The sequence below is a fragment of the Pseudomonas sputi genome, assembly GCF_021603585.1.
Lineage (GTDB): Bacteria > Pseudomonadota > Gammaproteobacteria > Pseudomonadales > Pseudomonadaceae > Aquipseudomonas > Aquipseudomonas sputi.
On sequence record NZ_BQHI01000003.1, the window covers coordinates 49,205 to 67,563 of the forward strand.

General features: G+C 60.7%; 17 protein-coding genes. 10 read left to right on the forward strand and 7 right to left on the reverse strand.

Annotated features, from left to right (window positions below; genetic code table 11):
• The first annotated feature begins 8 nt into the window (after positions 1-8).
• The 4 genes from murA (at position 9) to hisC (ending at position 4,542) form a co-directional block, all read left to right on the forward strand.
• On the forward strand, positions 9-1,274 hold the full coding sequence (gene murA, locus L6D81_RS05125; protein ID WP_236178148.1) for a UDP-N-acetylglucosamine 1-carboxyvinyltransferase: 1,266 nt from the start codon (positions 9-11) through the stop codon (positions 1,272-1,274).
• A 127-nt stretch (positions 1,275-1,401) separates the two neighbouring features.
• The gene (gene hisG / locus L6D81_RS05130; protein ID WP_007953554.1) at positions 1,402-2,037 is read left to right on the forward strand and encodes an ATP phosphoribosyltransferase; all 636 of its coding nucleotides are present in this window, start codon (positions 1,402-1,404) and stop codon (positions 2,035-2,037) included.
• 124 nt (positions 2,038-2,161) lie between these two features.
• The gene (hisD, locus tag L6D81_RS05135; RefSeq protein WP_007953552.1) at positions 2,162-3,487 is read left to right on the forward strand and encodes a histidinol dehydrogenase; all 1,326 of its coding nucleotides are present in this window, start codon (positions 2,162-2,164) and stop codon (positions 3,485-3,487) included.
• A 2-nt stretch (positions 3,488-3,489) separates the two neighbouring features.
• Positions 3,490-4,542, forward strand: a complete 1,053-nt coding sequence (gene hisC / locus L6D81_RS05140) for a histidinol-phosphate transaminase (protein ID WP_236178149.1) — start codon at positions 3,490-3,492, stop codon at positions 4,540-4,542.
• A gap of 179 nt (positions 4,543-4,721) precedes the next feature.
• Here hisC and L6D81_RS05145 read toward each other — a convergent pair whose 3' ends face one another.
• Positions 4,722-5,132 carry a hypothetical protein gene (locus L6D81_RS05145; RefSeq protein ID WP_236178150.1) on the reverse strand — a complete coding sequence of 137 codons (411 nt, stop codon included), beginning with the start codon at positions 5,130-5,132 and terminating at the stop codon, positions 4,722-4,724.
• Positions 5,133-5,542: 410 nt separating this feature from the next.
• Entirely contained in the window at positions 5,543-6,697 is a 1,155-nt protein-coding gene (gene algW, locus L6D81_RS05150) for a Do family serine endopeptidase AlgW (RefSeq protein ID WP_236178151.1), read from the reverse strand.
• 103 nt (positions 6,698-6,800) lie between these two features.
• On the opposite strand from algW, the gene L6D81_RS05155 reads away from it, so the two are divergent.
• From L6D81_RS05155 to cysN, 3 genes are all read left to right on the forward strand, one after another.
• Complete coding sequence (locus L6D81_RS05155) at positions 6,801-7,559, forward strand: Nif3-like dinuclear metal center hexameric protein (RefSeq protein WP_011332485.1); 759 nt, start codon at positions 6,801-6,803, stop codon at positions 7,557-7,559.
• Positions 7,560-7,694: 135 nt separating this feature from the next.
• Complete coding sequence (cysD, locus tag L6D81_RS05160) at positions 7,695-8,612, forward strand: sulfate adenylyltransferase subunit CysD (RefSeq protein ID WP_007953546.1); 918 nt, start codon at positions 7,695-7,697, stop codon at positions 8,610-8,612.
• 9 nt (positions 8,613-8,621) lie between these two features.
• Positions 8,622-10,520, forward strand: a complete 1,899-nt coding sequence (gene cysN / locus L6D81_RS05165; RefSeq protein WP_236178152.1) for a sulfate adenylyltransferase subunit CysN — start codon at positions 8,622-8,624, stop codon at positions 10,518-10,520.
• A 101-nt stretch (positions 10,521-10,621) separates the two neighbouring features.
• On the opposite strand, the gene L6D81_RS05170 is transcribed toward cysN, so the two are convergent.
• From L6D81_RS05170 to L6D81_RS05180, 3 genes are read right to left on the reverse strand one after another with little or no spacing between them, the layout of a single operon-like run.
• Positions 10,622-11,527, reverse strand: coding sequence for an acyltransferase (locus tag L6D81_RS05170; protein WP_236178153.1), 906 nt, complete (start codon positions 11,525-11,527; stop codon positions 10,622-10,624).
• 4 nt (positions 11,528-11,531) lie between these two features.
• A complete protein-coding gene (gene pta, locus L6D81_RS05175; RefSeq protein WP_236178154.1) occupies positions 11,532-13,631 on the reverse strand; it encodes a phosphate acetyltransferase in 2,100 nt (699 codons plus the stop codon).
• 60 nt (positions 13,632-13,691) lie between these two features.
• Complete coding sequence (locus L6D81_RS05180) at positions 13,692-14,030, reverse strand: DUF3565 domain-containing protein (protein WP_236178155.1); 339 nt, start codon at positions 14,028-14,030, stop codon at positions 13,692-13,694.
• On the opposite strand from L6D81_RS05180, the gene L6D81_RS05185 reads away from it, so the two are divergent.
• The 3 genes from L6D81_RS05185 to L6D81_RS05195 all read left to right on the forward strand — a co-directional run bounded on the left by L6D81_RS05185 (position 13,999) and on the right by L6D81_RS05195 (position 16,350).
• The gene (locus L6D81_RS05185; RefSeq protein ID WP_007959084.1) at positions 13,999-14,484 is read left to right on the forward strand and encodes an FKBP-type peptidyl-prolyl cis-trans isomerase; all 486 of its coding nucleotides are present in this window, start codon (positions 13,999-14,001) and stop codon (positions 14,482-14,484) included. The genes L6D81_RS05180 and L6D81_RS05185 overlap by 32 nt on opposite strands.
• Before the next feature lie 122 nt (positions 14,485-14,606).
• Positions 14,607-15,089 (forward strand): glutathione peroxidase, encoded by a 483-nt coding sequence (locus L6D81_RS05190; RefSeq protein ID WP_007959082.1) that lies wholly within the window; start codon positions 14,607-14,609, stop codon positions 15,087-15,089.
• Between the two features lie 157 nt (positions 15,090-15,246).
• Positions 15,247-16,350, forward strand: coding sequence for an NADH:flavin oxidoreductase (locus L6D81_RS05195; RefSeq protein WP_236178156.1), 1,104 nt, complete (start codon positions 15,247-15,249; stop codon positions 16,348-16,350).
• On the opposite strand, the gene L6D81_RS05200 is transcribed toward L6D81_RS05195, so the two are convergent.
• Together L6D81_RS05200 and cysZ are read right to left on the reverse strand one after the other, a co-directional pair.
• Entirely contained in the window at positions 16,319-17,539 is a 1,221-nt protein-coding gene (locus tag L6D81_RS05200) for a glycosyltransferase family 4 protein (protein ID WP_236178157.1), read from the reverse strand. The genes L6D81_RS05195 and L6D81_RS05200 overlap by 32 nt on opposite strands.
• A 42-nt stretch (positions 17,540-17,581) precedes the next feature.
• A complete protein-coding gene (gene cysZ / locus L6D81_RS05205; protein ID WP_011332493.1) occupies positions 17,582-18,334 on the reverse strand; it encodes a sulfate transporter CysZ in 753 nt (250 codons plus the stop codon).
• Between the last annotated feature and the right edge of the window lie 25 nt (positions 18,335-18,359).

Below are 18,359 nucleotides of genomic sequence, written 5' to 3' on the forward strand. Positions count from 1 at the left end.
AGATTCTTATGGATAAATTGATTATTACCGGTGGCGCTCGTCTTGATGGCGAGATCCGCATCTCCGGGGCGAAGAACTCCGCCCTGCCGATCCTGGCCGCCACTCTGCTGTGCGATGGCCCGGTTACCGTTGGCAACCTGCCGCACCTGCACGACATCACCACCATGATCGAGCTGTTCGGTCGCATGGGTATCGAGCCTGTGATCGACGAGAAGCTCAGCGTCGAAATCGACCCGCGCACGATCAAGACCCTGATCGCTCCGTACGAGCTGGTGAAAACCATGCGTGCTTCGATCCTGGTGCTGGGCCCGATGGTTGCGCGTTTCGGTGAGGCCGAAGTCGCACTGCCTGGCGGTTGCGCCATCGGTTCGCGTCCGGTCGACCTGCACATCCGTGGCCTTGAAGCCATGGGTGCGGTCATCGACGTCGAAGGCGGCTACATCAAGGCCAAGGCGCCTGAAGGTGGCCTGCGCGGTGCGCATTTCTTCTTCGATACCGTCAGCGTGACCGGTACCGAGAACATCATGATGGCCGCCGCTCTGGCCAAGGGCCGCAGCGTGTTGCAGAACGCCGCCCGTGAACCTGAAGTGGTCGACCTGGCGAACTTCCTCAACGCCATGGGCGCCAAGGTATCCGGTGCCGGCACCGACACCATTACCATCGACGGCGTCGAGCGTCTGGGTTCGACCTTCTACAAAGTCATGCCTGACCGTATCGAAACCGGCACCTACCTGGTGGCCGCTGCGGTCACCGGTGGCCGCGTGAAGGTCAAGGACACCGATCCGACCATCCTCGAAGCCGTTCTGGAAAAACTTCGCGAAGCCGGCGCAGAAATCACCTGCGGTGAAGACTGGATCGAGCTGAACATGCACGGCAAGCGCCCGAAAGCGGTCAACGTGCGCACTGCGCCGTACCCGGCGTTCCCGACCGACATGCAGGCGCAGTTCATCTCGCTGAACGCCATTGCCGAAGGCACCGGCGCCGTGATCGAGACGATCTTCGAAAACCGTTTCATGCACGTGTACGAACTGCACCGCATGGGCGCCAAGATCCAGGTCGAGGGCAACACGGCCATCGTGACCGGTACTGACATCCTCAAGGGCGCGCCAGTCATGGCTACCGACCTGCGGGCTTCGGCCAGCCTGGTGATCTCGGCCCTGATGGCTGAAGGCGATACCCTGATCGACCGCATCTACCACATTGACCGTGGTTACGAGTGCATCGAGGAAAAACTGCAGATGCTGGGCGCCAAGATCCGTCGCGTTCCGGGCTAATCGCTGCATCTGGACACAGGGACGTGTCCGTTGAATTCGTTTTGATCGGGGGTGGCAACGCCCTCGATGTATGTCCGGCGCCGATTGCGACCGGACATGAGTACCTTGATAAGGACTGACGTTTCCCATGTTGACCATCGCACTGTCCAAGGGCCGCATCCTTGACGACACCCTGCCGCTTCTCGCCGAAGCGGGCATCGTGCCGACCGAGAATCCGGACAAGAGCCGCAAGCTGATCATCCCCACGACCCAGGAAGACGTTCGCCTGTTGATCGTGCGGGCCACCGACGTGCCGACCTATGTCGAGCATGGCGCGGCCGACCTCGGCGTTGCCGGTAAAGACGTGCTGATGGAATACACGGGGCAAGGCCTGTACGAGCCGCTGGATCTGCAGATTGCCCAGTGCAAGTTAATGACCGCCGGCAAGGTCGGTGCGGTCGAGCCCAAGGGCCGCCTGCGCGTCGCCACCAAATTCGTCAATGTCGCCAAGCGTTACTACGCCGAGCAGGGCCGTCAGGTCGACATCATCAAGCTGTACGGCTCGATGGAGCTGGCACCGCTGATCGGTCTGGCCGACAAGATCATCGACGTGGTCGACACCGGCAACACCCTGCGCGCCAACGGCCTGGAACCCCAGGAACTGATCGCCACAATCAGCTCGCGTCTGGTGGTCAACAAGGCTTCGATGAAAATGCAACACGCCCGAATCCAGGCGTTGATCGACACCTTGCGCAAGGCAGTGGAGTCTCGACACCGCGGCTGATTTACCTGCGCGACGTCAAGTTGCGCCGTCTATCCGCCTCATAGCCAGAATCTCAGGTGCCCAAGCGGATCGAATGGTAGTTTCGGGCGCCTGAGTTTTTTGCCATTCCTATGAGGCTCTCGCTATGACCGCACCGACTGCAATTCGCCGACTCAACGCTGCTGACCCGGATTTCGCGCATCATCTGGATCATCTGCTGAGCTGGGAAAGTGTGTCTGACGACTCGGTCAATCAGCGGGTGCTGGACATCATCAAGGCGGTGCGCGAGCGCGGTGACGCGGCGCTGGTCGAGTTCACCCAGAAATTTGACGGCCTCGAAGTTGCCTCGATGGCGGACCTGATCCTGCCGCGCGAGCGCCTGGAACTGGCCCTGACCCGTATCACCGTGCCACAACGCGAAGCGCTGGAAAAAGCCGCCGCCCGGGTGCGCAGCTATCACGAAAAACAGAAGCAGGACTCCTGGAGCTACACCGAAGCCGATGGCACGGTGCTGGGCCAGAAAGTCACGCCACTGGATCGCGCCGGTCTGTACGTGCCGGGCGGCAAGGCGTCGTACCCGTCGTCGGTATTGATGAACGCGATTCCGGCCAAGGTCGCCGGCGTGACCGAAGTGGTCATGGTGGTGCCGACCCCGCGCGGTGAAGTCAACGAGCTGGTGCTGGCGGCGGCGTGCATCGCCGGCGTCGACCGGGTATTCACCATCGGTGGCGCACAAGCTGTTGCCGCGTTGGCCTATGGCACCGAAAGCGTGCCGCAGGTGGACAAGGTCGTCGGCCCGGGCAACATCTATGTTGCCACCGCCAAGCGTCACGTGTTCGGTCAGGTCGGTATCGACATGATCGCCGGTCCGTCGGAAATCCTCGTGGTGTGCGACGGCCAGACCGATCCGGACTGGATCGCCATGGACCTGTTCTCCCAGGCCGAGCACGACGAAGACGCCCAGGCCATCCTGGTCAGCCCGGACGCCGAGTTCCTCGACAAGGTCGCCGCGAGCATCGATAAACTGCTGCCGACCATGGATCGCGCAACCATCATCGAAACCTCGATCAACGGTCGTGGAGCCCTGATCCACGTGCGCGACATGGCCCAGGCCATCGAAGTCGCCAACCGCATCGCCCCGGAACACCTTGAACTGTCGGTCGCCGACCCGCAGGCCTGGCTGCCGCAGATCCGCCATGCCGGTGCGATCTTCATGGGTCGCCACACCTCCGAAGCGCTGGGCGACTACTGCGCAGGTCCGAACCACGTGTTGCCGACCTCCGGCACCGCGCGTTTCTCCTCGCCGCTGGGCGTGTATGACTTCCAGAAACGTTCGTCGATCATCTTCTGCTCCGAGGCCGGTGCTTCGGAGCTGGGCAAGACGGCCTCGATCCTGGCCCGTGGCGAATCGCTGAGCGCCCACGCGCGCAGCGCCGAATACCGCATCAAAGACGAAGTGAAGGGGAACTGAACATGAGTAAATTCTGGAGCCCGTTCGTCAAGGATCTGGTGCCTTATGTACCGGGCGAGCAGCCAAAACTGACCCGTCTGGTCAAGCTCAACACCAACGAAAACCCGTACGGCCCGTCGCCAAAAGCCCTGGCTGCAATGCAGGCTGAACTGAATGACAACCTGCGTCTGTACCCGGACCCGAACAGCGATCTGCTGAAAAACGCCGTCGCCAAGTACTACGGCGTGCAGAGCAATCAAGTGTTCCTGGGCAACGGTTCGGACGAAGTGCTGGCGCACATCTTCCACGGCCTGCTGCAACACGATCAGCCGATCCTGTTTCCGGATATCAGCTACAGCTTCTATCCGGTCTACTGCGGCCTTTACGGCATCGATTTCGACGCGGTGCCGCTGGATGCACAGTTCCGGATCAACCCGGCCGACTACGCCAAGCCGAATGGCGGGATCATCTTCCCCAACCCGAATGCGCCGACCGGCTGCCTGCTGGCGCTGGAAGCGGTCGAGCAGATTCTCAAGGCCAGCCCGGATTCGGTGGTGGTGGTCGACGAGGCCTACATCGACTTTGGCGGTGAAACCGCGATCAGCCTGGTGAGCCGTTATCCGAACCTGCTGGTGACCCAGACCCTGTCCAAGTCCCGTTCGCTCGCGGGCCTGCGGGTCGGTCTGGCAGTCGGGCATCCGGACCTGATCGAGGCGCTGGAGCGGATCAAGAACAGCTTCAACTCCTACCCGATCGATCGCATGGCCAATGTCGGCGCGGCCGCGGCGTTCGAGGATCGCGAGTACTTCGACAAGACCTGCGCGCTGGTCGTCGAGAGCCGCGAATGGGTGGTTGCGCAGTTGCAGGCCAGGGGCTTTGAAGTGCTGCCGTCAGCGGCGAACTTCATCTTCGCCCGGCATCCGCAACACGATGCGGCGGGGCTGGCGGCCAAACTGCGTGAACAGGGCGTGATCGTGCGCCACTTCAAGCAGGAGCGGATTGCCCAGTTCCTGCGGATCTCGATCGGCACGCCGGAGCAGAATCAGGCGTTGATCGATGGGTTAGGCGATCTTTGATCCAATAGAGCGAACCTGCCCGCAAAGAACGATGACGCGATATAGCAGTAATGTCGCGTCATCGTTCTTCGAGGAAAACGGCTTCTCTGCAACATTGGATGTAATTGCTCGTGATGCCTGTTCACCCGGAGTATTGATGAGCTGGATGCCATGCGCCTTTTGAGCATGGGACAGTCTGGTTATTCGGTCTCATGGAATTTGAACAGGCCAAACATCTCAGTACCATCGGTTGCCAAACAATCGAACGCCCCATCTATGTGGTTTAATTTGTCTTGAGAATCAACCTTGATAATCAAAGTTCCGCTTTTGCTATAGTATTGGGTGCTATCAAGTCTTACTGATATATATGGCGGAGCACCGTCAACGAATTTCATCTTTAAAAGGGTGTCGGGAGGCGCAAGGAACTCCACTTCCACAAGGTCTTTTCCACTCCAGGCTCTGATGGTGGGGAATTCTGCTTGCACATCCCGCTCAACAATATTCGCCTTGAACTCCCTGCCGCCAAAGTTTAGATAAAAAGTCCCTTTGCCCGTCGATTTTTTAACTGATGGATTTATATTTTCTTTTGTACCCTTTTTAAAATTTTCCATGTTTCAACTCCGTGTCAAAATTTAGAAGCGTCAAATGACAGAAACGATGTTATGACCTGCGTGGTATCTTGGCTACTGATAGAAATGATAGTTTTTTATGCTTTTTTCCCCAGCTTTAATTCGCTCGGTAATCAAAGTGTTATCAGTTGTACTCATTTATGATGCACCTGGTTATCCTGACCTGATCGAATTGCGGGGGCGAATCAACAACAGTTGTATGTTCAGGTGAAAGTCGGTGCAGTGGCGTTCGAGGGGAACGAGTCCTTCGACAAGGCCTGCGCAGGGAGGTATCGAGATTCGCGGATGGGGAGGTAGTTGCGGGGCAAAGGGTTTGAGGTGCTGCTTTCAGTGGCGATTCTGACTTGGCTGTTTGATTTGTGGGAGCGAATTCGCCCCCACAGTTTTTGTGCTTACTGTTCTTCTTTCACTGGCGCTGGCGGCGGACGCAGACCGATCTCGGCCGTCAGCTTCAACTCCTTGCCATTGCGCATCACCTGAATCGTAACCTTGTCGGTCGGCTTGATCCGCGCCACCTGGTTCATCGACTTGCGGCCATCGCCCGCCGGTTCGCCGTCGATGCTGAGGATCACGTCACCCAGTTGCAGGCCGGCCTTCTGCGCCGGGCCATCGCGGAAAATCCCTGCCACCACGATCCCCGGACGCCCGGACAGGCCAAACGACTCGGCCAGTTCCTGAGTCAGCGGTTGCACTTCAATGCCCAGCCAGCCGCGAATCACCTGACCGTGCTCGATGATCGACTTCATCACTTCCATCGCCAGTTTCACCGGGATCGCAAAACCGATGCCTTGCGAGCCGCCGGACTTGGAGAAGATCGCGGTATTGATGCCGGTGAGGTTGCCGTTGGCGTCGACCAGCGCACCGCCGGAGTTGCCCGGGTTGATCGCCGCGTCGGTCTGGATAAAGTCTTCGTAGTTGTTCAGGCCCAGCTGGTTGCGGCCGGTGGCGCTGATGATGCCCATGGTCACGGTCTGGCCGACGCCGAACGGGTTGCCGATGGCCAGTGCGACGTCGCCGATGCGGATGTTGTCGGAACGGCCGACGGTGATCGCCGGCAGGTTCTTCAGATCGATCTTCAGCACCGCAAGGTCGGTTTCCGGGTCGCTGCCGATCACCCGCGCCAGGGTTTCACGGCCGTCCTTGAGCGCCACGACGATCTGGTCGGCACCGCTGGTGACGTGGTTGTTGGTCAGGATGTAGCCTTCCGGGCTCATGAGCACGCCGGAGCCGAGGCTCGATTCCATGCGCTTCTGCTTCGGCGAATTGTCACCGAAGAAACGTCGGAACTGCGGATCCTCGAACAACGGATGCGCCGGTTTGGCGATGACCTTGGTGGTGTACAGGTTCACCACCGACGGCGCGGCGATGGTCACCGCGTCGGCATAGGACACCGGCCCCTGCTGCACGCTGGTGGTCTGCGGGGCCTGTTGCAGGTTGACATCGAGGCTCGGAAGCCCGACCCACTGCGGGTAACGCTGAATAATCAACAGAGCGATAAGCACGCCGGCCAACAGCGGCCAGCCGAAAAAACGCAGCGCCTTGAGCATTAAGCACGTCCTGGAAAAGTTGCAGGCGGGGTCAGACCGCCCATAATGTCGCGCATTATACGAGGCCGCGCGCGCCTCTGAACGGGATATTTAGGAGTCTTTCATGGCCGTCGCCCTGAGCACCCTGGTCGAAGAAGCCGACCGTTACCTTGGCAGTGCGAAAATTGCCGATTATTGCCCCAATGGCCTGCAGGTCGAGGGGCGTCCGCAGGTGATGCGCATCGTCAGCGGCGTCACCGCCAGTCAGGCATTGCTGGATGCCGCTGTCGAGGCCGAAGCCGATCTGGTGCTGGTGCATCACGGTTATTTCTGGAAGGGCGAAAACCCATGCATCACCGGCATGAAGCAGCGCCGACTGAAGACATTGCTCAAGCACGACATCAGCCTGCTCGGCTATCACCTGCCGCTGGATCTGCATCCGGACGTCGGCAATAACGTGCAGTTGGCCCGTCAGCTGGACATCACCGTCGAGGGACCGCTGGATCCGGACAATCTGAAGATCGTCGGTCTGGTCGGTTCACTGAGCGAGCCGATGACCCCGCGCGACTTTGCCCGCAAAGTGCAGGAAGTCATGGGCCGCGAGCCGCTGCTGGTCGAAGGCAGCGCGATGATCCGTCGGGTCGGCTGGTGCACCGGTGGCGGTCAGGGCTATATCGATAATGCGATCGCCGCCGGCGTCGATCTGTTTCTCAGTGGTGAAGCCTCCGAGCAGACGTTCCACAGCGCCCGGGAAAACGATATCAGCTTCATCGCCGCCGGCCACCACGCCACCGAACGCTATGGCGTGCAGGCGCTGGGCGATTACCTGGCGAAACGTTTTGCGTTGGAGCATATCTTCATCGACTGCCCGAATCCGATCTGAGCGCCCGAACGGGCAGGCATATTCATATGCCCTTTCGATCTAGTTGGCGTCCTGATTAGAAGAGGTCGCTGTGCTAGGATTCCTCGCTCGAACACGGCCCGCTGGCCGTTCATAAGAAAGCTTTCGTGAGTAGCCATGGTCGACAAACTGACGCATCTGAAACAGCTGGAGGCGGAAAGCATCCACATCATCCGCGAGGTGGCCGCCGAGTTCGACAACCCGGTGATGCTGTACTCCATCGGTAAAGACTCCGCCGTGATGCTGCATCTGGCACGCAAGGCGTTCTTCCCGGGCAAACTGCCGTTTCCGGTGATGCACGTCGACACCCGCTGGAAATTCCAGGAGATGTACAAGTTCCGCGACAAGATGGTCGAAGAGCTTGGCCTGGACCTGATCACCCACGTCAACCCGGATGGCGTTGCGCAGGGCATCAACCCGTTCACCCACGGCAGCGCCAAGCACACCGACATCATGAAGACCGAAGGCCTGAAGCAGGCACTCGACAAGCATGGTTTCGACGCGGCCTTCGGCGGCGCCCGTCGCGATGAAGAGAAGTCCCGCGCCAAGGAGCGCGTCTACTCGTTCCGCGACAGCAAACACCGCTGGGACCCGAAGAACCAGCGCCCCGAGCTGTGGAACGTCTACAACGGCAAGGTCAACAAGGGCGAATCCATTCGTGTGTTCCCGTTGTCGAACTGGACCGAGCTGGACATCTGGCAGTACATCTACCTCGAAGGCATCCCGATCGTGCCGCTGTACTTCGCCGCCGAACGCGAAGTGATCGAGAAGAACGGCACGCTGATCATGATCGACGACGAGCGTATCCTCGAGCACCTGTCCGACGAGGACAAGGCGCGCATCGTCAAAAAGAAAGTGCGTTTCCGTACCCTTGGCTGCTACCCGTTGACGGGCGCGGTGGAGTCCGAGGCCGAAAGCCTGACGGACATCATTCAGGAAATGCTCCTGACGCGAACTTCCGAGCGCCAGGGCCGGGTCATCGACCACGATGGCGCCGGCTCGATGGAAGACAAGAAACGTCAAGGCTATTTCTAAGGGGCTGTCATGTCGCACGCATCTGATTTGATCAGCGAGGACATCCTCGCCTACCTGGGCCAGCACGAACGTAAAGAGCTGCTGCGCTTTTTGACCTGCGGTAACGTCGATGACGGCAAGAGCACCCTGATCGGGCGCCTGCTGCACGACTCGAAGATGATCTACGAGGATCACCTCGAAGCCATCACCCGCGATTCGAAGAAAGTCGGCACCACCGGTGACGACATCGACCTGGCGTTGCTGGTCGACGGCCTGCAGGCCGAGCGCGAGCAGGGCATCACCATTGATGTCGCCTACCGCTATTTCTCCACCGCCAAGCGCAAATTCATCATCGCCGACACCCCCGGCCATGAGCAGTACACCCGCAACATGGCCACCGGCGCCTCCACTTGTGACCTGGCGATCATTCTGGTCGACGCCCGTTACGGCGTGCAGACCCAGACCCGCCGCCACAGCTTCATTGCATCCCTGCTGGGCATCAAGCACATCGTCGTCGCCATCAACAAGATGGACCTCAAGGGCTTCGATCAGGGCGTGTTCGAGTCGATCAAGGCCGACTACCTGAAGTTCGCCGAAGGCTTGAAGATGAAGCCGACCAGCATGCACTTCGTGCCGATGTCCGCTCTGAAGGGCGACAACGTGGTGAACAAGTCCGAGCGCTCGCCGTGGTACACCGGCCAGTCGCTGATGGAAATCCTCGAGACCGTGGAAGTGGCGGGCGACCGCAACTTCACCGATCTGCGTTTCCCGGTGCAGTACGTCAACCGTCCGAACCTGAACTTCCGCGGTTTCGCCGGCACTCTCGCCAGCGGCATCGTCAAGAAGGGCGACGAAGTCGTGGTGCTGCCGTCTGGCAAGAGCAGCCGCGTGAAATCCATCGTCACCTTCGAAGGTGAGCTGGAGCATGCAGGCCCGGGCCAGGCCGTGACGCTGACCATGGAAGACGAAATCGACATCTCCCGTGGCGACCTGCTGGTCCATGCCGACAACGTTCCGCCAGTGACCGACAGCTTCGAAGCGATGCTGGTGTGGATGGCTGAAGAGCCGATGCTGCCGGGCAAGAAATACGACATCAAGCGCGCCACCAGTTACGTGCCGGGCTCCATCGCCAGCATCGTCAACAAGGTCGACGTCAACACCCTCGAAGAAGGCCCGGCGAGCGCGTTGCAGCTCAACGAAATCGGCAAGGTGAAGATCGCGCTCGACGCGCCGATCGCCCTCGACGGTTACGACAGCAACCGCACCACGGGTGCCTTCATCGTCATCGACCGTTTGACCAACGGCACCGTCGGCGCCGGCATGATCGTCGCCCAGCCCGTGACCCATGGCGCTGCCACGCACCACGGCAAACTGGCCCATGTAGCGACCGAAGAACGCGCTCAGCGTTTCGGTCAGCAACCGGCCACCGTGCTGTTCAGCGGCCTGTCCGGCGCGGGCAAGAGCACCTTGGCGTACGCGGTCGAGCGCAAGCTGTTCGACCTCGGTCGTGCGGTGTTTGTACTCGACGGCCAGAATCTGCGTCACGACCTCAACAAAGGTCTGCCGCATGATCGCGCCGGTCGCACCGAGAACTGGCGCCGTGCCGCACACGTTGCACGTCAGTTCAACGAAGCCGGTCTGCTGACGCTTGCGGCGTTCGTGGCGCCGAGTGCCGAAGGCCGTGAACAGGCTAAGGATCTGATCGGCAAGGAGCGTCTGCTGACGGTCTATGTCCAGGCGTCGCCGACCGTGTGCGCCGAGCGTGATCCGCAAGGTTTGTATGCGGCGGGTGGCGACAACATTCCGGGCGAATCCTTCCCGTATGACGTGCCGCTGGATGCCGATCTGGTGATCGACACCCAGTCGCTGTCGCTGGATGAAAGCGTCAAGCAAGTGCTGGATCTGCTGCGCAAGCGTGGCGCGATCTAAGCGCTGAGCAGAAGTGAAAAAACCGCCGATGAGAGATCATCGGCGGTTTTTTTTTGCTGTGATCGTTCCCACGCAGAGCGCGGAAACGATCAAGCAGGGGATTAGCGGCGATCCGGATACTCGCGGTGCATCTGCGCAAGCAGCGCATCCTTGTCCTGCCACAACTGATTGATCCAGCCCTGGAATTGCAGGCGGTACTCGCCGTCCTGGTCGTAGTTCTTGCCGATGAACTGCGGCGGGATCTTCAGTTCTTCAAAGTGCACCACCACGTCCCGCACATTGCCGCACAGCAGATCCCAGAAACCCGGACGTCCGCCGGGGTAGTGGATGGTCACGTTGACGATCGATTCCAGTTGTTCACCCATCGCATCCAGCACGAACGCAATGCCGCCGGCCTTGGGCTTGAGCAGGTATTTGAACGGTGACTGCTGCTGCGCGTGCTTGCCTGCGGTAAAGCGTGTGCCTTCGACGAAGTTGAAGATGCCCACCGGATTGTCGCGGAATTTCGCGCAGGTCTTGCGGGTGGTTTCCAGGTCTTTGCCTTTCTTTTCCGGGTGTTTTTCCAGATAGGCCTTCGAATAGCGTTTCATGAACGGGAAGCCCAGTGTCCACCACGCCAGACCGATGACCGGGACCCAGATCAGTTCCTGCTTGAGGAAGAATTTCAGCGGCTGGATGCGTCGGTTGAGCACGTACTGCAGCACCAGAATGTCGACCCAGCTCTGGTGGTTGCTGGTGATCAGGTACGAGTGTTGATAGTCCAGACCTTGCAGACCGCTGAGGTGCCAGCGGGTGCGGCGCACCAGGTTCATCCAGCCCTTGTTGTTGCTGATCCAGGCTTCGTGGGTGTGGCTCATCAGCCAGCGCGAGGCGCGGCGCGCGAGGTCGAACGGCAGCACTTTGATCAGCGCCACAAGAAACAGGAACGAGCACAGCAGGATCGTGTTCAGCGCCAGCAGCAGCGCGGCGATTACGCCGCGCAGGGTGGCAGGGAGAAAAGCCAGCATCGGGTCAGATATCCAGAGGTCGGTTGGCAGCCTGAATCGCAGTCAGGGCGATGGTGTAGACGATGTCGTCGACCTGCGCGCCGCGCGGCAGATCGTTTACCGGTTTGCGCAGGCCTTGCAGCATCGGGCCGAGGCTGACGCAATCGGCGCTGCGCTGCACGGCCTTGTGGGTGGTGTTGCCGGTGTTCAGGTCGGGGAACACGAACACCGTGGCGCGACCGGCCACCTGGCTGTTCGGCGCCAGTTGCCGGGCCACGGTTTCGTTGGCGGCGGCGTCGTACTGCAACGGCCCGTCGATCAGCAGCGAGTGCTGTTGTTCATGGGCGAGCAAAGTCGCTTCGCGGACTTTTTCGACTTCCTCGCCGGTGGCGGATTCACCGCTGGAGTAGCTGATCATCGCCACTCGTGGCGTGATGCCGAACGCGGCGGCCGAGTCGGCGCTTTGCAGGGCGATCTCTGCCAGTTCGGCGGCGCTTGGATGCGGGTTCATCACGCAGTCGCCGTAGACCAGCACTTCTTCCGGGAACAGCATGAAGAACACCGACGACACCAGCGTGCAGCCCGGCGCGGTCTTGATCAGTTGCAAGGCCGGGCGGATGGTGTTGGCGGTGGTGTTGATGACGCCGGAGACCAGACCGTCGACTTCATCGAGCGCCAGCATCATGGTGCCGATCACCACGGTGTCTTCCAGTTGCTGCTCGGCCATCGGCGCGTTGAGGCTTTTGCTCTTGCGCAGAGCGACCATAGGCTCGACGTAGCGCTCGCGAATCAGGTCCGGATCGAGGATTTCCAGCCCCGGCGGCAGCGCGATGCCCTGGGCCCGGGCGACGGCTTCGACATCTGCCGGTTTGGCCAGCAACACGCAACGGGCAATCCCGCGCTCCTGACAGATCGCCGCCGCCTGCACGGTGAACGGCTCGCTGCCTTCGGGAAGGACGATGCGTTTGTTGGCGGCCTGGGCGCGTTGAATCAATTGGTAGCGGAAGACCGCTGGCGACAGGCGCATTTCCCGTGGTGTGCCACAGCGCTGGTGCAACCACTTGGCATCCAGATGGCTGGCGACGAAATCGGTGATGATCTCCGCGCGCTCGCGATCATCGACGGGGATTTCCTTGTTCAGACCGTTGAGCAGGTTGGCCGTGTCGTAGGAACCGGTGCTCACCGACAAGACCGGCAAACCTGCCTGCAGTGCACCGCGGCACAGGTCCATGATGCGTGGATCGGGCAGGGTGTCGCTGGTCAGCAGCAGGCCGGCCAACGGTACGCCGTTGATAGCCGCGAGGCTGACCGCGAGGATGATGTCGTCGCGATCGCCGGGGGTTACCACCAGCACGCCGGGCTTGAGCAGATCCACGGTGTTGCGCATGGTGCGCGCGCAAATGATGGTCTTGCTCATGCGCCGGGTTTCGTAGTCGCCGGCGTTGAGCACCTGGGCGCCCATCAGGTCGGCGACGTCGCGGGTGCGCGGGGCGTTGAGTTCCGGCTGGAACGGAATGCAGCCGAGCAGACGGAAGTCCCCCGTGCGCAGCAATGGCGAGTGTTCTTTCAGACGTGCGGCGAAGGCGTCCATGCTTTCGTCGGTCTTGACCTTGTTGAGGATCACGCCGAGGACTTTCGGGTCTTTCGGCCCGCCGAACAGTTGCGCCTGCAACTCGACGCGGCCGGACAGTTCGGTCAGCACTTCGTTTTCCGGGGCCGAGACCAGAATCACCTCGGCATCGAGGCTCTTGGCCAGGTGCAGGTTGACCCGCGCTGCGTAGCTGGCGCTGCGGGTCGGCACCATGCCTTCGACGACCAGCACGTCTTTGCCGATGGCGGCCTGCTGGTAGAGGGTGATGATTTCTTCGAGCAACTCGTCGAGCTGACCGTCGCCGAGCATCCGCTCGACGTGGGCCAGGCCCAGTGGCTGCGGCGGCTTCAGGCCGTGGGTGCGGGCCACCAGTTCGGTGGAGCGCTCCGGGCCGGTGTCGCCCGGATGCGGTTGGGCAATCGGTTTGAAGAAGCCGACTTTCAGCCCGGCCCGCTCCAGCGTACGCACCAGCCCGAGGCTGATGGAGGTCAGACCCACACCAAAGTCGGTGGGCGCGATAAAAAAAGTTTGCATGCGGATTCTCTAAGGGTGCATGGCAATGGCGATCGTCTCTGTGTGCCGATCTGCCGCAATTCAGTCGCCAAGGTTATCGCTAACCGAGCCTTGTGCGCACCAACCGCAAGCAAAGGGTTGGCCTATTTTTTCAATACGTTGCGCGGCGTCCAGCACCCACGCCCGGGACTGCCAGGGCGGGAGGTGGCGCAGGTGCTGGGTGTGGCCGCAGGACAACTCGACGACCCAGTGGCCATCCTCGTCCTGATGGAATCCGGTGACGGTCACGGGCGCCAATCGATCCCGTCTGTCCGGGTTGTGTTCGCTTTCGGGCAAATCCTTGTTTAGACTTGTCCGTTCTTCATTCTTATGCAAAAGGTCTCGCCCCATGCTGATCGCCGCCAATAAGGCTGTCTCCATCGACTATACCCTGACCAACGACGCTGGTGAGGTCATCGACAGCTCCGCCGGCGGCGCTCCGCTGGTCTACCTGCATGGCGCAGGCAACATCATTCCGGGTCTGGAAAAAGCCCTGGAAGGTAAGGAAGTCGGCAACGAGCTGGACGTTTCCGTCGAGCCGGAAGATGCCTACGGCGAATACGCCGCTGAACTGGTCAGCACCCTGAGCCGCAGCATGTTCGAAGGCGTTGACGAGCTGGAAGTCGGCATGCAGTTCCACGCTTCCGCGCCGGACGGCCAGATGCAGATCGTCACCATTCGTGACCTGGACGGCGACGACGTCACCGTCGACGGCAACCACCCGCTGGCCGGTCAGCGCCTGAACTTCAAAGTGAAGGTCGTTGCCATCCGTGACGCCAGCCAGGAAGAAATCGCTCATGGTCACGTCCATGGCGAAGGTGGCCATCACCACTGATTTTCTGCGCTAAGCTCAGAGAACTGGAGAGGCGCCCGAGGGCGCCTTTTTAGTCCGCGGCTGTCCTTGGTGGTCTCGCCAAGTGGCTGTTTCGAGTAGAACACGGGAATCTGGAGTTCGTCATGAGTGCTTTTCACGACCTTAAGTTGACAGCCCTGGATGGTCAGGAGCTACCGCTGGCACCCTTCAAGGGGCAAGTCGTGCTGGTGGTCAACGTCGCCTCCAAATGCGGCTTGACCCCACAGTACGCGGCGCTGGAAAACCTTTATCAGCAATACAAAGGCAAAGGCTTCAGTGTGCTGGGCCTGCCGTGCAACCAGTTTGCCGGTCAGGAACCGGGCAGTGAGCAGGAGATCCAGGAATTCTGCAGCCTCAACTATGGCGTGAGTTTTCCGTTGTCGAAAAAGCTCGAAGTCAACGGGCACGACCGGCATCAGCTGTACCGTCTGCTGGCGGGCGAGGGCGCGGAGTTTCCCGGTGACATCACCTGGAATTTCGAGAAATTCCTGCTCGGCAAGGACGGTCGGGTACTGGCCCGCTTCTCGCCGCGCACGGCGCCGGATGATCCTTCGGTGATTACGGCGATTGAAAAAGCCCTGAGTTGAAATACAAAAATCGCAGCCATTGAGCTGCGATTTTTTTCGCCTGCCTTTTGACCCTTAATCATTCAGATCAATAGTGCTATCGGCTGGTTGAAACCGCGCATATTATCGCCGTCATATGAGTTACATGCCTGGCAATCATTTTTCCGTGGAGCCTCCCATGCCTGTACAAGCCCTGTTCAAACCGTTCCAGCTCGGTGCCCTCGAACTGCCGACCCGCGTGGTCATGGCGCCCATGACCCGCTCGTTTTCCCCGGGCGGCGTACCCAATTCCAAAGTGATTGAATACTACCGTCGTCGCGCGGCGGCCGGTGTCGGCCTGATCATCACCGAAGGCACTACCGTCGGCCACCTGGCTTCCAACGGTTACCCGAACGTGCCGCACTTCTATGGTGAAGCTGCGCTGGCTGGCTGGAAAAAAGTGGTGGACGCGGTGCATGCCGAAGGCGGCAAGATCGTTCCGCAACTGTGGCACGTCGGCAATGTGCGCCGTCTGGGCACCGAGCCGGACGCGAGCGTGCCGGGTTACGGCCCGTCGGAAAAACTCAAGGACGGTCAGGTCGTGGTGCACGGCATGACCCAACAGGACATCCAGGATGTGATCGCTGCGTTTGCCCAGGCGGCCAAAGATGCCCAGCGCATCGGCATGGACGGCGTGGAAATCCACGGGGCCCACGGTTACCTGATCGACCAGTTCTTCTGGGAAGGCAGCAACCAGCGCACCGACGAATACGGTGGCAGCCTGGCCAACCGTTCACGTTTCGCCATCGAGCTGATTCAGGCCGTACGCGCAGCTGTTGGCGAAGGCTTCCCGATCATCTTCCGCTTCTCGCAGTGGAAACAGCAGGACTATACCGCGCGTCTGGTGCAAACCGCCGAAGCGCTGGGCGAGTTCCTCAAGCCGCTGTCCGACGCCGGCGTGGACATTTTCCACTGCTCGACGCGGCGTTTCTGGGAGCCGGAATTCGACGGTTCCGACCTGAACCTGGCCGGCTGGACACGCAAGCTGACCGGCAAACCGACGATCACCGTCGGCAGCGTCGGCCTCGATGGCGAGTTCCTGCAGTTCATGGTCAACACCGACAAGGTCGCGCAACCGGCCAGCCTGGAAAAACTGCTGGAGCGTCTGAACAACGACGAGTTCGATCTGGTGGCGGTGGGGCGTGCGCTGCTGGTCGATCCGGACTGGGCGCAGAAAGTGCGCGAAGGCCGCGAGCAGGACATTCTGCCGTTCAGCCGTGAGGCGTTGATGACGCTGGTTTGATTGCAGTGGGAGGCTTGTCGCGCAGGTCGCGGCAAGCCCCCAGCAAATGGTTTTCAAACTGCTCGACGATAGCTGCCCAACCCTGACGGCTGGCGTGTTGGCGTGCGTTCAGGCGTACGCAGCGCAACCTCTCATCCTCTTCCAGCAGCCATGCCGCTGCCTCGCAGAACGCCTCTTCATCCCCGGGCATCGCCAGTACGCCGTTGTAGCCATGGCGAATATGCTGGGCCGCAGCAGCCTGGTCGTAAGCCACCACCCCAAGGCCTGAAGCAAGCGCTTCGAGCACGACGTTGCCGAAGGTTTCGGTCAGGCTCGGAAATAGAAATACATCCCCCGACGCATAGTGCGCCGCCAGCGCCTCGCCCCGTTGCGAGCCGCAGAAAATCGCCTCGGGCAGTTCCTTTTCCAGTGCCATTCGTTGCGGCCCGTCACCGACCACGATCAGCTTCAGGTTGCGCTGTGGATAAGTGCCGGCGAGCTTTTCGAAACAGCGCTTGAGCAGGCCGAGGTTTTTCTCCGGCGCCAGGCGTCCTACGTGAATGACGGCAATGTCCTGCTCGCCAATACCCCATTGCTCACGCAAGGCATTCAGGCGTTTGGCCGGGTGAAACAGTTGACTGTCGACCCCTCGCGACAGCTGCGCCAGGCGTTCGAAGTGCCGACGCTCCAGCTCCAGGCGCTGGCTGACGCTCGGCACCAGGGTCAGGGCCGAACGATTGTGAAACCAGCGCAGATAATGAGTAAGCAAGCGCGTCAGCAAACCCAGTCCGTACTGGTGGGTGTATTGCTGAAAATTGGTATGAAAGCCGCTGACCACGGCAATACCGAGCCGCCGTGCCGCGCGCAATGCTGACAGCCCGAGCGGACCTTCGGTGGCGATATAGAGAACGTCCGGGCGCTGGCGCGTCCAGCGTCGCAGCAGTTTGTGCATCGACGACTGGCCCCATTGCAAGCCCGGGTAACCCGGCAACGGCCAGCCGCGGCACAGCAGTAAAGCGTCATCTTCACTGCGCTGCGGATCCTCGGCCTGACGCGGTCGCACCAGTTCCACTCGATGCCCGCGAGCGCGTAAACCGTCGCACAAGCGGCCAAGGGTATTGGCCACGCCGTTGATTTCCGGTGGGAAGGTTTCGCTGATGAGGGTGATACGTAGAGCTGTCGTCATGACCTCAGTGTCGGCTGAGGCCATGTCGTGGTTGTGACGTTCGGATGATGGATTTGTGACGCGGCCTCAGCGCTGCGTCACCAGATTCTCGGCCCCGCGCTCGCGTACCCAGAACAGCGTCGCACCGGCCACGGCGGCCGGCATCATCAGGATGTTGACCACCGGAATCAGCAGCACCAGATAGACGATGCCGCCAAAACTCATGCTCTGCCAGCGCTTCTGACGCAGCCAGGCGAGCATTTCGTTCCAGCCGAGTTTGTGGTTGTCCGCCGGGTAGTCGATGTACTGGATCGCCATCATCCACACCCCGAACAGCAGCCACAGCGGCGCGGCGACGATGTTCACCACCGGGATGAACGAGAGGATGAACAGGCCGATCGCCCGGGGCAGGAAGTAACCGAGCTTGCGCATTTCCCGGGCCAGGGTGCGCGGGATCATCGCGATCAGTTCGCCCCAGCTGAAGGCCGGGAAGTCGTCGGTGCCGCGCACCACGACTTCGACTTTTTCCGCGAGGAAACCGTTGAAGGGGGCAGCGATCACGTTGGCCAGCATGGTGAAGGTGAAGAACACCATCAATGCCACCAGTACCACGAACAGTGGCCAGAGGATGTAACTGAGAAAGCTCAACCATTCGGGCAGCGACGGCATCAGCGTGTCGACCCACAGGCTGAACTGGTGGCCGGCCAGATAAATCAATCCGACGAACAGCACCAGGTTGATGGCCAGCGGCAGCAGCACGAACAGGCGCAGGCCCGGGCTCAAGACCAGTTTGAGGCCTTCGCGCAGGTATTGCGGGCCGGACAGAACAGGGGCGGGCATAAGGTGCTCCGAGCAAGGGAAAACG